The sequence below is a fragment of the Hydrogenophaga sp. genome (genome assembly GCF_036675665.1).
In the GTDB taxonomy this organism is placed as follows: Bacteria; Pseudomonadota; Gammaproteobacteria; order Burkholderiales; family Burkholderiaceae_C; genus Hydrogenophaga.
Genome location: NZ_JAKFEO010000015.1, coordinates 125625 through 139755 on the forward strand (window position 1 = coordinate 125625; position 14131 = coordinate 139755).

The following is a 14131-nucleotide window of genomic DNA, read 5'->3' on the forward strand; positions in this document are numbered from 1 at the left end:
CATGGACATCGCCACCACCCCACGCCCCCTCGCAGGCCTGCCCGCCTGGACACGCGACGAGTTCGAGGCACAGCTGCGCGACAAGGGCCGCTCGTACCACATCCACCACCCGTTCAACGTGCGCATGAACGCCGGCGGCTGCACGCCCGACGAGCTGCGCTGCTGGGTGGCCAACCGCTTCTATTACCAACTCTGCATCCCGCGCAAGGACGCCGCCATCCTGGCCAACATGCCCGATCGCGCGCACCGCCGCCTGTGGGTGGAGCGCATCCTCGACCACGACGGCCATGGCGACTACGAGGGTTCGGCCTGCGGTGGCCTGGAGGCCTGGATCCGGCTGGGCGAAGCGGTGGGCATCGAACGCGACGACCTGCTCTCGCTCCAAGGTGTGGCGCCCGCCGTGCGCTTTGCCTGCGACGCCTATGTGAACTTCGCAGCCCAGGCACCGTGGCAGGAAGCCGTGTGCTCATCGCTCACCGAGATGTTCGCCCCGCAGATCCACAAGGACCGTCTCGCCAGCTGGCCCACGCACTACCCCTGGATCGAAGCCGACGGCCTGGGCTATTTCCGCAAGCGCATACCGCTGGCCGGGCGCGACGTGGAGCACGGCCTGCAGGTCACGCTGGACCACTTCACCACACGCGCCGCGCAACACCGCGCGCTCGACATCCTGCAGTTCAAGCTGGACATCCTCTGGAACATGCTGGATGCCATCGAGAAAGCCTGTCAATGAATGAAAGCCCCCCTGCGCCGCTTCGCGTCTTCCCCCCGCAGGGGGACCACACCTGCGGCCTGGCAAAGCCAGTTCCGTGGTGTGTGCTGGTCTTGAGACCTCTTCCTGCCCGCTGTATCTGCCGTTTGCCAGCACTTTGACTTGAGCACCTTCATGAATCATCCCAAGCTCTCGCGCCGTTTCCGCCTGCAGTACGAGGAAGCGCAGACGCGCTGGGTGCTGCTCTACCCCGAGGGCATGGTGCAGCTCAACGACAGCGCGGCCGAGATCCTCCAGCGCTGCGACGGTGAGCGCAGCGTGGCTGAGATTGTGAGCGAGCTGGAAGCTGCGTTCTCGGTTCAAGGCCTCACGCCGCAGGTGGAATCTTTGCTGGAAGAAGGAGGTCGCCGTGGCTGGATCGACTGAGTTCGCGCCGGTCTCCGAAGCGCTCGCCATGCTGGCCGCGAAAACGCACCCGGCCGGCCCACCGCTGTGGCTGCTGGCCGAGCTCACCTACCAGTGCCCGCTGCATTGCGTGTTTTGCTACAACCCCACGCAACACGCGCACATCAGGAACGAGTTGACCACCGCGCAGTGGGTCGACGTGATGCGCCAGGCGCGCAAGCTCGGTGCCGCGCAGCTCGGCTTCTCGGGCGGTGAGCCGCTGGTGCGCGACGACCTCGAAGAACTGGTGCAGGAAGCGCACGCGCTGGGCTACTACACCAACCTCATCACCTCCGGCGTGGGCCTGAACGAAGCGCGTGCACAGCGTTTGAAGGACGCCGGGCTGGACCACATCCAGCTTTCGTTCCAGGACAGCACGCGCGAGCTCAACGACTTCCTGAGCCACACGCGCACCTTCGAGCTCAAGCAGAAGGTGGCACGCCTGATCAAGGCGCACGACTGGCCGATGGTGATGAACTGCGTGCTGCACCGGCACAACCTGCCGCACGTGGGCGAGATCATCGAGATGGCGCTCGCGCTCGATGCCGAATACCTCGAACTCGCCAACACGCAGTACTACGGCTGGGCCTGGATCAACCGGGACCACCTCATGCCCACGCACGAAGCGCTGATCGAGGCCGAGGCCGTGGTCAACCGCTACCGCGAAACCATCGGCCAGCGCTGCAAGCTGCTGTTCGTGGTGCCTGACTATTTCGAACAGCGCCCCAAGGCCTGCATGAACGGCTGGGGCTCGGTGTTCCTCTCGGTCGCGCCCGACGGCGTGGCCATGCCCTGCCACAACGCGCGCGACCTGCCCGGCCTGAAGCTGCCCAACGTGCGCGACATGGCCTTGGCCGACATCTGGCGGAAGAGCCAGGCCTTCAACGCCTTCCGTGGCGAAGACTGGATGAAGCCGCCCTGCCGCACCTGCGACGAGCGCCACAAGGACTTTGGCGGCTGCCACTGCCAGGCCTTCCTGATCACCGGCGACGCCACCCAGGCCGACCCGGTGTGCAGCAAATCACCGCACCACGACAAGGTGGTGCAACTGGTGAAACAGGCACCCGCGCAGCGCCACATTCCCATCGTGTTTCGCGGCGACACCGCGTCGCGCGCATTGCACCCGCAGGCCTGAGCGCCTGGGCATTCGTGCCCTTCGTGGCTTGCCACCCACACATGGCCTGGGCTCGGCGCCGCATGCATGCGCCACGGCACGCGCATCGCTCCCAAACTGAAAACCCCTCAATTCCAAGGAGTTTTCATGATCGACGGCGCAGAACATTTTCACTACCTCGGCATGGCCCCGCGACACCACAGCGTGCTGATGGTGTTTCAGGAAGGTGTGCTCATCCTCGACAGGGACCAGCCGGGCTGGGGCTGCATGTCGCCATTGACACTGGATCGGTTGATGTCCGACTCGCCCGCCCATTCACCCTCCGGCTCCCGCTCCGGCAACGGGTCCTCGCGAAGCGACAGCGATGTCATCGACAGCCTCTCCGAAAGCGAGTTCAGCGCGGACAGCTCCGCCAGCACTTCCTCCTCACGCTCGGGTTCGGCATCGCCGGCCGCATCGCGGCCGGGCAGCCCGGCAACACCCCGCAACGGCCCGGACGCGCGACCCCATCCAGGGTGGTCCCCGTCCGGGGCGCTTCTGGGCTGGCACCCGTGCGAGGCCGTGGTGCACGTCGGTCCGGTGACCCTCAGGGCCATCAACGCCTACAAAGCGCTCCAGGGCCCCGACGAACTTCAGGCCTTCGTGGCGCAGCTCAAGGGCGGCCACTGGAACCCGCAGCCGGTGGGCAGCCCGGGCGATGCCACGATGGTGGCCTTGCAGATGTTCGGCCAACTGCAGGTGATGCTCTGGGACGGCACCTGGCATGCCGCGGGCAACGTCGAGCACCAGCAACAAGCCATGACCGCCCAGCACGCCTGCCAGCTGGTGGCGAACTCGGTGGTGGCCCAGGTCTGCAGCCTGGCTCTGGTGCCGCACGCCGAACGCAGCGATTACCTCGCCCACGTGCAGTCGGGCGCGATCTCGGTGATGGTCTTCGACCAGGGCCTGCTGGTGCGCTCGCACCCCGACCCCGCGCTGGCGGGCTGGCACGATCTCGACGACACCACCCGCGGCGCCTTCGTGTCACCAGGCGACGCCAACATGATCGAACTGGCCTGCCGCACGAACTACCCGCGCGAGAACAGCATGTTCCAGACCTTCTTCATCGGGATGATGGACGTGATATCCGACGAAGGTCCCTTCGTGGCGGCGATCTTTTCGCACAAGACGCGGCGCTGGTCTCACATGCGCCTGGACATGCCGCATGTGCAGTTGCCGAACGACCCCACAGGCCCCACGCCGGCGGCCGTGATCCAGACCTTGCGGCAGGCACGCCCCGCACCGCTGCACGATCTGCAATCCTCCAGCGGACCCGTGCGGCTTTCCAGCGGCGCCTGGCAGGTGCCGCTCTTCCTCGGCGCGATCCAGTGCATCGATGCCAGTGTGGACGTGCCAGGGTTGATCGGCACCCATTGGCACGACACCTTGCAGCCGGTGATCGAACGGCAGTTGGTTGCGCATCACGCACAAGAGGCGGCCTGGCTGGCCAGTGGCGTGATCAAACAGCCGATCGACCGCCTGATCGACCTCACGCGACGCGACCTGGCCCTGCGCCGGGACGAGGTGTGGGTGATGTGGCCCGTGGAACTGCTCGACGATCTCCTGAAGACGCTGGCCCCGCAGGACAAGACACGCGTGATCCACGCCCCCAAGGCCGCCGACGTGGAACTCGCGCTGGGGCAGAAGGCCTGCACCTTGTTCGTCTTCCAGACCGCCGGGCAGCCCAGCCAGTCCGTAGCGCTGGCGCAAGGTAACCGATGCTGGAGCGGTCGCGAGCACTTCAGCCTGAAGGAGCTGAAAGCGCGCGTGACCAAGTCCCTGGCCGGCGGTCCGGGCGAGCATCTGGTGGCGCTGGCCTACGTGGTGTAGGGCCTGAAGGAAACGCATCAGCCGCCCGAGGGCGGCTGATGGCATGGGGGACACGGATGCGCAGGTGGGTCAGCGCTTGCCGCCACCACCACCGTTTCCACCCCCGTTGCCGCCACCACCGCCGTTGCCCCCTCCCTTGCCACCGCCTTTGCCACCGCCTTTGCCAGCTCCCAGGCCGCCCTGAGCACCCACGGACAGGCCGGGACCGATGGACGCCGACGCCACCGTCGAGCGGCTCGTGGCGGCGGGGGAGGACTTGGTCGTCTTCTGCGACTTCGCCGCGGCAGCAGCGCGCGCGTCGTCCGCGTTCTTTGCCTGGTTGGCGTCGCTCACCACATCACCCAGGCGCAAGCCCAGCGAATTGGCAATCGCACCCCAGCCCATGCCGCTGTCGCGCAGACCCTGCACGCTGCTGGTTGCCGTGCCCAGCTGGGCGCTGGTGGGGTTGGTGATGCCTTGCTTGGCGAGGTCGGCCTTGGCGATGTGGGTCGCAAAGTCCTGCTTTGGCGCGGCCGCGGTCGTGGTGGTCGGCGTGGTGGTGGTCACCGTCACGCCAACGGTCGTCTGCGCGAATGCTCCGGTCGCCGCGAACAACGCGACGCACACGCCCGTCTTGAGCAAAAGGGGATGGGCAAATTTCATGAACGGCTCCTGAGTTGTTGTGTCACGGCCCATGCTAAGGCGGCCATGTACCTGGGAGCACGCTGAATGGTTACCAGCGGTAGCTTTGAGCCACCAGAAGTCAACCGCGTGTGTGCCAGCGCACGCTCGTCATGCCACACCAGCGCCTTCGCTCGGTGCGCGCCGTCATGGCTTGACGGTCAGCACCCAGGTGGAGAGGGTCTTGAGGTCGTCCGTGCTCAGGCTCGAGTGCGCGGGCATGGGAATGCGACCCCACTTGCCCTTGGAGCCGTTTTGAATCGATTGCGCGAGCGACGCGGCGGCGTCTTTCTCGGTCGCGTATTTGTCGGCGATGGCGGCAAAGGCCGGGCCCACCACTTTTTCGCCATTGGCATGGCATGAGTAACAACCGCTGGCCTTGGCCAGGTCGGGAGCGCCGGCCAGATCGGCTTGCGCGAAGGCGCTGGCGCTGGTGATCAAGGTCGCGATGAAGAAGGTCGAGCGCATGGCAGGTCCACCTGAAAACTGAAAGGTCCAAAGAGAAAGGTGCCGGCCCGGTGCGTGCACCGCACCTGGCCGACACCCCGGGCGATCACTTCATCAGCTTGAAGGTCCAGACGGAGCCGCCCTGTTCGAGGAAGTTGACCTTCTTGGCCACTTCACCGCCCCACAGCGGCACGGCACCGCCCCAGCCGGAGACCACGCTCACGTACTGCTCGCCACCTTCGGTCCAGGTGATGGGAGGGGCCACCACGCCAGAGCCGGTCTGGAACTGCCACACCACCGTGCCTGTCTTGGCGTCGGCGGCCTTGAGGTAACCCTCGGGCGTGCCCCAGAACACCAGGTCGCCGGCGGTCAGCACACCACCCCACAGCGGCGCGCTGTTCTTGACTTCCCAGGCCACCTTGCCGGTCTTGGGATCGATCGCGCGCAGCGAGCCGATGTGGTCGTCGAACAGCGGCTTGATGGTGAAGCCCGCACCCAGGAAGGCAGCGCCCTTCTTGTAGGTGATGGGCTCGTTCCAGATCTCCATGCCCCATTCGTTGGTGGGCACGTAGAACAGGCCGGTGCGCGGGCTGTAGGCCATGGGCATCTGGTTCTTGCCACCCAGGAAGCCGGGCGCGGAGAACACCGACTTGCCCTTGGCGCCGTCGCCGCCGGCAGCGGCTGCGGTCGGGTCGCCCGGGCGGTTGGTGTCGTCGAAGTTCGGCCGGCCGGTCTTCAGATCGATGCTGGTGGCCCAGGTCACCTTCTTCACGAACGGGAAGGCGTTGACCAGCTTGCCGGTGGTGGCGTCGTTCACATAGAAGAAGCCGTTGCGGTCCGCCTTGGCGCCCATGCGCTTGCCGTCCATGTCGAAGGTGATGAACTCGTTCACACCGTCGTAGTCCCAGCCGTCGTTCGGCGTGTTCTGGTAGTGCCACACGATCTTGCCGGTCTTGGGATCGATCGCCACGGTGGAGGCGGAGTACAGGTTGTCGCCCTTGCGCACGTGGCTGTTCCACGGGCCGGGGTTGCCGGTGCCGAAGTAGGCCAGGCCGGTCTTCGGATCGTAGGTGCCGCCCAGCCATGGGCTGGAGCCGCCGGTTTTCCAGGTGTCACCGGGCCAGCTGGCGTTGGTGGTGCCGGTGATGCCGTTTTCCTTGCCGTCCTTGAAGCCCATGTGGCCTTCGACCACGGGGCGCGACCAGACCATCTTGCCGGTGCGCGGATCGCGCGCTTCCACACGGCCGACCACGCCGAACTCACCACCGGAGACACCGGTCATGAGCAGACCTTGTGCGATCAGCGGTGCGGCGGTGTAGCTGTAGCCGGCGGCGTAGTCGTCGATCTTCTCGCGCCACACCACCTTGCCGGTGTCCTGGTCCAGCGCCACCAGTTGTGCGTCGAGCGTGCCGAAGATCACCAGGTTGTCGTAGAGCGCGGCACCGCGGTTGATCACGTCGCAGCACGGCATGATGCCTTCGGGCAGGCGGTGCTCGTACTTCCAGAGCTTCTGGCCGGTCTTGGTGTCCACCGCGTAGATGCGCGAGTAGGAGGCCGTCACGAACATCTTGCCCTTGTTGACCAGCGGCTGCGACTGCTGGCCGCGCTGCTTCTCGCCACCAAACGACATGGACCACACCGGCACCAGCTTGCTGATGTTGCGGGCGGTGATGCCGTTGAGATCCGAGTGGCGCTGACCCTGGGTACCCAGGCCCCAGCTCAACACGTTCTCGGGCGACTTGGCGTCGTCGGCAATCATGGCGTCGGTGACGCCCTGGGCGCCTGCGTGGGCCGTGGCGGCCATGATCATGAGGCTCAGTAGGGTGCGTTTCACAGTGTGTCTCCTGCTCGTTCGTGGGTTGGATGGCTGCTGCCGTGCAACATGCGCGGCCGCTTGTGATGCCCTGCGCGACAGGTCAGTCGTGGGCTGCACGCGACTTGAATGGCAACATCTGTGCCAGGGTTCGTGGTGCACCGCGCAGCGGTTTTTCCAAGGGTTTTCGAGCACCTGTTGCCGCGAAAAACGGGGGCCACTGCGCCATGCCGCCGGTGGCGGCTGTCACGTTGTGGCGAGAGTGTTCAAAAACGAATCACCGGCCGCCCGGCCTGCAACAGGCTGCGTTCAACGCCGTGTCGCGGGGCCGCTGAGCACCTGCTGCTCGTAGCGCGGGTACCACTGCGTGATGCTGCGGTGCAGCTCGGCCGGCTGGGCGGCCCAGGCCTGGAATCGCGCGGGCACCGGCAGGCGCAGCACCTCGCTCAGATCGAGCCCGCGCTCGGCGCTCTCGCGCATGTGCGTGGTGAGCCAGCGCAGCCAGTCGCGCGTCTGGTCCACGCCGCCCTGGCCGCTGTGCAGCGGACCGTGGCTGGGCACCACCAGCCGGATGTTCTCGGTGGTGATCCACCGCGAGAGCTTCGCCAGGCTGGCCTGCCACGCGTCAAAGTCGGCGTGCGGCGTGGTGGGCACGCGCTCGGCAAACACCAGGCCGCCGGCAAACAGAACGCCGGTGGTGTGGTCGATCAACACGAGGTCGTCGCTGGTGTGGCCGCTCAGGCGGCGCAGCTCCAGCTGGTGACTCCCGAGTTGAAACACGCCGGCCTCGACGGGTTGGCGCGAGGGGGTGGACTCGGTGCCCTTCATCCAGTCGCCACACAGGCGGTAGAGGTTGTCGGCGTAGGCGCGACCCTCGGCCTGCATGCCGCCGATGCTGCCGGGCAGCGCCTGCGTGGGGCGGTCGGCCCAGGCCTGGTTGCCAAAGAAGTGGTCGGGGTGCAGGTTGAGGCTGAGCACGCGCACCACCGGCTCGCGCGTGACGCGCTCGATGGCGCGGCGCTGCTGCTCGCCGTAGCCGCGCGATGGGCCGGTGTTGACCACCACCACGCCCGCGCCGGTGGCGATGAAGGCGGTGTTGATGATGTTGCAGCCGTTGGCGCGCGAGAAGTCGTCCACCGCGCCTTCCATGACCCAGGTGCGCTCGGCGATCTGGCGTGGGCGCAGGTCGTGGTCGAGGCGGACCATGTCGGGCACGGGCTGCGCCATCGCGGCGCTGGCCCATGCCGCGGCCAGCCACGGCAGCAGGCTTCTCAAGCGCTCACCTCGGCGTCGATGCGGTTGCCGTTGTTGTCGCGCCCCAGCAGCCGGAAGCCGCTGCCGGTCTGCGGCGGCAGCTCGACCGTGATGAGCGGGTTTTCCGACACCGGTTCGTGCAGCGCCAGGCGCCACCAGGGCACGCCCGCGCCGTCCACCAGTTGCAGCTGTTCGATGTAGAAGGCCGGGATGCCGGCGACCAGGCCGGTGTCCATGGGGTGCATCACGCGCACGCGCAGGCGGCGGCTGCCTTCGAGCACGTTGTTGAAGAAACGCGCCTGCACCTGGTTGAGCGTGCGGCTCCACGAACCATCGGCGCGCGTGGCGCCCGGCACCGTGCAGCCACCACCGGCCGCCTGCACCCAGGTGCTGCCCACGTGCCAGGCGCCGTCGCGCGTCTGCACCAGGGCGCGCACGGGCGAGGCCTGCTCCATGCGGATGCGAAACGCCAGCATGGGCAAGGCCTTGAGTGGTTCGAACTCCAGCACCTCGCGCACCGGGTTGCGGTCCACCACCACCTGGATGCGCGCCACGCCACCGCCGGTGTTGCCGAGCGCACGCGCGTCCACCAGCAGCGGCACGTTCATCGCATCGTCGGCAAAGGTCGGGCCGTTCACCACCACGGCGCTGGAGAAGCGCATGGGCGCGTCGCCCAGGTACTGCTTGCGCAGGCCGGGCCACTGCATGGAGCCCAGCGGGTCGCCGCCGGTGGGGTCGTCGGTGGCCCACAGCGCAGTGCTCGCCGCGCCCAGCGCAGCGCCCAGGAACAGGCGGCGGGTGTTGTCTTGTGACATGAAGAACTTTCAGGAACCTTTTTGGCGGATCCAGCCGCGCTGCGGGTCGTAGCCCCACAGCGCCAGCACAAAGAAGGCGATGCTGCACACCACCACCACCGCCCACGACGTGGCGTTGAACTGCCCATACATCGCAAAGCGCATGGCCTCCACCGCATGCGTGAAGGGGTTGAACTCGGCGAGCTTGAGCAACCAGTGCGCGCCAGACTCCTCCAGCTTCCACAGCGGATACAGCGCGGGGCTGATGAAGAACATCGGGAAGATCACGAAGTTCATGGTGCCGGCGAAGTTCTCCAGCTGCTTCACGTACACCGAGAGCATGAGCCCGAGCGCGGCCAGCAGCGTGGCACCGCACGCCATGGCCACCAGCAGGCCCGGCAGGTACAGCAAGGGAATCTCCACCCCGAAGGCCCCGGCAATGGCGAGAAACACCACCATCTGCAGCACCGACAGGCAGGTGCCCGCGAGCAGCTTGAAGGCCAGCAGCCAGCCGCGCGCCAGCGGCGCGGTGAGCAGCAGGCGCATCACACCCATCTCGCGGTCGTAAACCATGGAGAGCGAACTCTGCATGCCGTTGAACAGCGCCACCATGCCCAGCAGGCCCGGCACCATGTAGACCTTGTATTCGATGTAGGTCTCGTAGGGCGGGATGATGGCCACGCCGAACACGTTGTGGAAACCCGCCGCGAACACCACGAACCAGAGCAGCGGGCGCACCAGCGCCGAGCCCAGGCGCGAAGGCTGGCGCAAAAATCGCCCGATCTCGCGGCCCACCACGGCGCGCAGCGCGCGTGCCAGGTGCATGGGCAAGGGCCGCCCGGGCGGCGGGATCAGGGTCGTTGTCTGCATGCGCTCTCCGCTTCGTCCACGCCCAGCGTGTCCAGCACTTCCCTGGGGTGCAACACACCGTCGAGCGGGGCCAGGCCCACCACGCCGTCCACGTGGCTCACGAACATGGGCTGGCGCAGTTGACCGTCCCACGCACGGAAGCTGAGGCGCGGGCCCTTGAAACCGTCGATCACCACCGCGCCCGAGCGCAGCTTCTTGAGCTGCTGCGGCACGCCCGCCTTGGGGTCGTCCACCAGCACCGCGGCCACCGCCTTGCCCGCGGCCCAGGCCGCCCAGTCGTGGCCCTGCATCGGGCGCTGTGCAAGTTTGTGGAAGCGTCGCGTGAGCTGCGGGCCACCGTTGCGCTCCCACTGCGGGTGCCAGGCCTGCGCCACCAGGCCGCTGGCGCCCACCACCGGGCGCGGCCATTGCGTGGCGTAGGGCAGCGTGCGGGCGAATTCGCCGTTGGCATCCATCACCGCCACCACCTCGTGCTCGCGCTCGCCGGTGAGCAGGCGCGTGTTGGCCAGGTCGCGCTCGCGCGGATCACCGCTGAGCCTGAAGGCCTTGGTCTGCGTGATCTTCAGGCCGTAGCGTCTGGCCGCGCGGTTGAAAGCCTCGCCCATCAACACGTCGGCCGGCTCGGGGCCTTGCAGCAGCAGCACCTTGCGCCAGTTGCGCGCGGCCAGGTACTGCGCGAGCGTGTCGGCGCGCATGCTCGCGCTGGGCAGCGTGTGCAGCAGGTGCGCGGCGCAGTGCTGCGCGCGCAGGCTGTCCTCGTCCAGCCCGGTGTTGAACACCACGGCACCGCCCAGCGCGGCGGGTGCGGCCTGCACCAGCTGGCGCAGCTCGGCCAGCGGCAGGTCGGCCACCAGGTGCTGCACCTTGGCGGCCTTGAGCTCGGCCAGCGCTTTGGGCAGGGCGGCCATGTCGGGCAGCACCACGTCGCGCACGCTCAGCGTCACGCCGGCCGTGTCGAGCTCGAACGCGGCCTCATCCAGAGCGAGTTGCACACCCTGCAACGCCCTGCCCTGCGGATGGCCCGGATAGCCGCGCTCCACGCGGCGGTTGGCGTAGCGCGCATCCCCGGCCAGCGAGATCACCGCCATCGTCATCTGCGTGGTGGCGGCCTGCACCGCCGGCCAGGCCAGCAGCGTGGCCAGTGCGAGCGTGGTCATCACCCGGCGCATGAGCGGCATGGGCATCAGGGTTGCACCAGCACGCTGTGCGGCACGCGGCCGACGGCCACGGTTTTGATGGCCTTGGCACTCGCCGTGTCGATCAGCGTCATGTCGTCCGAGAGGCCGTTGGTCACATACAGCGTCTTGCCATCGGGGTGCATGGTGAGGCCCCAGGCGCGTTTGCCCACCAGCACCTGGCGGCCCACCTTTTTGGTCGCCACGTCCACCTCGGCCACGTGGTTGGCCTTGCCCAGGCCGACCCACATGGTCTTGCCATCAGCGCTGAGCGTCATGCCCACGGGCGTGATGTCGGCCTCGCGCATGCCCTGCACCGCGAACTTGATGGTCGCCTTCACGCCGTGGTCTTTCGTGTTGACCACGCTCACGGTGGCGTCGAGCTCGTTGGTGACCCACAGCTCGGCGCCACCCTCGGCCAGCACGAAGCGGCGTGGGCGCTTGCCCACCTTGATGTTCTTGAGCACCTTCTTCTGACCCAGGTCGATGAGGTGAACCACGTTGGCCACCTCGGACGTGACGTAGGCGAACTTGCCATCGGCCGTGACCAGCACGCCTTCGGGCTCGCCGCCGGTCTTCACCTCGAACAGCGGCTTCTTCGTGGCCAGGTCGTAGGCCGCCATCACGTTCTCGTCCTCGATCGACACGTAGGCCGTCTTGCCGTCCGGGCTGAGGTCAAACATCTCCGGACTGTCCCCCAATGGAACAGTCCCGGTCATCTTGCCGGTGGCCGTGTCCACCACGCCGAGCTGGTTGCTGTCGCCGCAGCACACATAAATCTGGCTGCGGTTGGCGTTGAACATCATGTGGCGCGGCCGCTCGCAGGTGTCGATGGCGGACAGGCGCTCGCCACGGGCATCGAACACGTGGATCTTGTTGTCCTTCTCGCTGGAGACGTACACCTTGCCCTGCGCCAGCGCGGCCAGCGGCGTGGCCAATGCGCAGCCCATCACAGCGGCCCAGGCGACGTTGCGAATGCCTTTCGGGGTGGGCGCGGGATGTGCAGAACGAAGCATGGGTTTGTCTCCTGTATTTGTGGGGTGCGCGGTGACGGTCTGCAAAAACAGTGCCAGCGCAACAGGCCTGGAAATTGCCTGCCAACCCCTGAAAAGGCGGGGTTCCAGCGAAGCCGGACCCCTTGCTAGAGACAAACCCTGAGACAAAACGGCACACCCGATGACACACCGCTCCCCACCACCCTGCCCCACGCAGTCGCTTGTTTCGCGCAGGCAGTTCCTGGCCTGGGGAGCTGGCAGCGCGTTGGGTGTTTCAGGCCTCGCCCACGGCGCCATCGCGCAGGCCGGCGGCGCGTTTGCGCAGCGGCCCATCCAGCTGATCGTGCCCTGGCCCGCCGGTGGCGCGACCGACCTCACGCTGCGCATCCTCTGCGAAGAAGCCGCGCCGCTGCTGGGCCAGTCCATCGTGGTCATCAACAAGCCCGGCGCTGCGGGCACCCAGGTGGCGCCGCTGCTCAAGGCCGCTGAGCCCGACGGCCACACCATCGGCCAGGTGCCCATCACCGTGTACCGCCACGCGCTCATGAACAAGGTGCCCTGGGACCCGGTGGCCGACCTCAGCCCCATCGTGCAGGTCTCGGGCACCACCTTCGGCGTGCTGGTGCCCGCCAGTAGCGCGTGGAAAAGCTTCAACGAGTTGCTGGCCTGGGCCAGGGCGCACCCGGGTGAACTCATCCTCGGCTCCACCGGCATCGGCACCACCGCCCACTTGGCCACCGAAGAGATCCTGCTGCAGAACAACATCCGCTACGTGCACGTGCCCTACCGCGGCACGGCCGACCAGATGCTCGGCGTGGCCGGCGGCCAGGTGATGGCCGGCGTGAACTCCACCGGCTTCGCGCCCTGGGTGGACCAGGGCAAGGTCCGCGTGCTGGCCATCTTCAGCGCGCAGCGCAGCGCACGCTGGCCCGACGCGCCCACGCTGCGCGAGCTGGGCTACGAACAGTCCGTCTACACCTCGCCCTGGGGCCTGGCCGCGCCGCACGGCACACCCGAGCCCGTGGTGCAGCGCCTGCACGACGCGTTTGCCAAAGCCATGCGGAGCGAGCGCCACCTGCAGGAACTGGCCCGCTACGACCAGACGCTGGACTACCTCAACACCCGCGACTACCGCCAGGCCGTGCTGGACACGGTGGAGCGCGAGAAGCGCCTGCTGCAGCGCATGAACCTGCTGGCCGCAACCCACGGCGCCTGATCCCCGATGACCGAACCCGTCACCCTGCTCCACGCCCACCAGCTGCACAAGGCCTACGGCGCCAAGCCCGCGCTCAAAGGGGTTGACGTGACCCTGCGCGCCGGCGAAATGGTGGCCCTGCTCGGCCCCAACGGCGCGGGCAAATCGACCCTGCTGCAGTTGCTCACCGGCCTCTTCACACCCGACCAGGGCAGCATCGAAGTGCTCGGCCATGACATGCGCCAGCACCCCAGCCGCGCGCTGGCCGGCCTGGGCGTGGTGTTTCAACAAAGTGCGCTCGACATGGACCTGAGCGTGATGGCCAACCTGCACTTCCACACCGACCTGCACGGCATGCCGCGCAAACTGGCCAACGCACGCATCGCCACGCTGCTGGACACCATGGGCCTGGCCGACCAGGCCAGGGCCGTGGTGCGCAGCCTCTCGGGCGGCACACGCCGCAAGATCGAACTGATCCGCGCGCTGCTGCACGAACCCCGCGTGCTGCTCATGGACGAAGCCACCGTGGGCCTGGACCCGGCCTCACGCCAGCAACTGCTGGACACCGTGCGCGGCCTGTGCCGGAGCCGGGGCATGGGTGTGCTGTGGGCCACCCACCTGATTGAAGAAACCCGGCACGCCGACCGGCTGATGCTGCTGCACGAGGGCGCGGTGCGCTTTGAAGGCCCCATCGCCGAGTTCATGGCGCAAAGCGAGGGCGGGGATTTTCAGGCGGAGGTGTTGAAGCAGTTGGGGCGAGGGACGGTTTGAGAGAGAGTGGTGGAAAGC

14 protein-coding genes are annotated in these 14131 nt (G+C 67.4%); 6 read left to right on the top strand and 8 right to left on the bottom strand.

What is annotated here, in order from left to right:
- Position 1 precedes the first annotated feature (1 nt).
- From pqqC to V6M63_RS08645, 4 genes are all read left to right on the top strand, one after another.
- The gene (pqqC, locus tag V6M63_RS08630; RefSeq protein ID WP_332741171.1) at positions 2 to 733 is read left to right on the top strand and encodes a pyrroloquinoline-quinone synthase PqqC; all 732 of its coding nucleotides are present in this window, start codon (positions 2 to 4) and stop codon (positions 731 to 733) included.
- 153 nt (positions 734 to 886) lie between these two features.
- Positions 887 to 1138, top strand: coding sequence for a pyrroloquinoline quinone biosynthesis peptide chaperone PqqD (pqqD, locus tag V6M63_RS08635; RefSeq protein WP_332741172.1), 252 nt, complete (start codon positions 887 to 889; stop codon positions 1136 to 1138).
- 28 nt (positions 1139 to 1166) lie between these two features.
- Positions 1167 to 2291 (top strand): pyrroloquinoline quinone biosynthesis protein PqqE, encoded by a 1125-nt coding sequence (gene pqqE, locus V6M63_RS08640; RefSeq protein WP_332741222.1) that lies wholly within the window; start codon positions 1167 to 1169, stop codon positions 2289 to 2291.
- A 126-nt stretch (positions 2292 to 2417) separates the two neighbouring features.
- Entirely contained in the window at positions 2418 to 4139 is a 1722-nt protein-coding gene (locus V6M63_RS08645; protein WP_332741173.1) for a hypothetical protein, read from the top strand.
- 69 nt (positions 4140 to 4208) lie between these two features.
- Here the strand turns inward: V6M63_RS08645 and V6M63_RS08650 are convergent, their stop codons facing one another.
- The 8 genes from V6M63_RS08650 to V6M63_RS08685 all read right to left on the bottom strand — a co-directional run bounded on the left by V6M63_RS08650 (position 4209) and on the right by V6M63_RS08685 (position 12168).
- Positions 4209 to 4781 carry a hypothetical protein gene (locus tag V6M63_RS08650; RefSeq protein ID WP_332741174.1) on the bottom strand — a complete coding sequence of 191 codons (573 nt, stop codon included), beginning with the start codon at positions 4779 to 4781 and terminating at the stop codon, positions 4209 to 4211.
- A 165-nt stretch (positions 4782 to 4946) separates the two neighbouring features.
- The gene (locus tag V6M63_RS08655) at positions 4947 to 5267 is read right to left on the bottom strand and encodes a c-type cytochrome (RefSeq protein ID WP_332741175.1); all 321 of its coding nucleotides are present in this window, start codon (positions 5265 to 5267) and stop codon (positions 4947 to 4949) included.
- A gap of 85 nt (positions 5268 to 5352) precedes the next feature.
- The gene (locus V6M63_RS08660; protein WP_332741223.1) at positions 5353 to 7056 is read right to left on the bottom strand and encodes a PQQ-dependent methanol/ethanol family dehydrogenase; all 1704 of its coding nucleotides are present in this window, start codon (positions 7054 to 7056) and stop codon (positions 5353 to 5355) included.
- 312 nt (positions 7057 to 7368) lie between these two features.
- Positions 7369 to 8334 carry a quinoprotein relay system zinc metallohydrolase 1 gene (locus V6M63_RS08665; RefSeq protein WP_332741176.1) on the bottom strand — a complete coding sequence of 322 codons (966 nt, stop codon included), beginning with the start codon at positions 8332 to 8334 and terminating at the stop codon, positions 7369 to 7371.
- Complete coding sequence (locus tag V6M63_RS08670; protein ID WP_332741177.1) at positions 8331 to 9128, bottom strand: quinoprotein dehydrogenase-associated SoxYZ-like carrier; 798 nt, start codon at positions 9126 to 9128, stop codon at positions 8331 to 8333. Before V6M63_RS08670 ends, V6M63_RS08665 begins: the two co-directional genes overlap by 4 nt.
- A gap of 9 nt (positions 9129 to 9137) precedes the next feature.
- Positions 9138 to 9977 (bottom strand): ABC transporter permease, encoded by an 840-nt coding sequence (locus V6M63_RS08675; protein WP_332741178.1) that lies wholly within the window; start codon positions 9975 to 9977, stop codon positions 9138 to 9140.
- Positions 9959 to 11161, bottom strand: coding sequence for a branched-chain amino acid ABC transporter substrate-binding protein (locus V6M63_RS08680; RefSeq protein WP_332741179.1), 1203 nt, complete (start codon positions 11159 to 11161; stop codon positions 9959 to 9961). The genes V6M63_RS08675 and V6M63_RS08680 overlap by 19 nt, the downstream gene beginning before the upstream one ends.
- The gene (locus V6M63_RS08685; RefSeq protein ID WP_332741180.1) at positions 11161 to 12168 is read right to left on the bottom strand and encodes a PQQ-dependent catabolism-associated beta-propeller protein; all 1008 of its coding nucleotides are present in this window, start codon (positions 12166 to 12168) and stop codon (positions 11161 to 11163) included. The genes V6M63_RS08680 and V6M63_RS08685 overlap by 1 nt, the downstream gene beginning before the upstream one ends.
- Positions 12169 to 12328: 160 nt before the next feature.
- Here V6M63_RS08685 and V6M63_RS08690 point away from each other — a divergent pair, with 160 nt between their 5' ends.
- Both V6M63_RS08690 and V6M63_RS08695 read left to right on the top strand, forming a co-directional pair.
- Positions 12329 to 13363 carry a Bug family tripartite tricarboxylate transporter substrate binding protein gene (locus tag V6M63_RS08690; protein WP_332741181.1) on the top strand — a complete coding sequence of 345 codons (1035 nt, stop codon included), beginning with the start codon at positions 12329 to 12331 and terminating at the stop codon, positions 13361 to 13363.
- Positions 13364 to 13369: 6 nt separating this feature from the next.
- A complete protein-coding gene (locus V6M63_RS08695) occupies positions 13370 to 14113 on the top strand; it encodes an ABC transporter ATP-binding protein (protein ID WP_332741182.1) in 744 nt (247 codons plus the stop codon).
- Positions 14114 to 14131 lie beyond the last annotated feature (18 nt).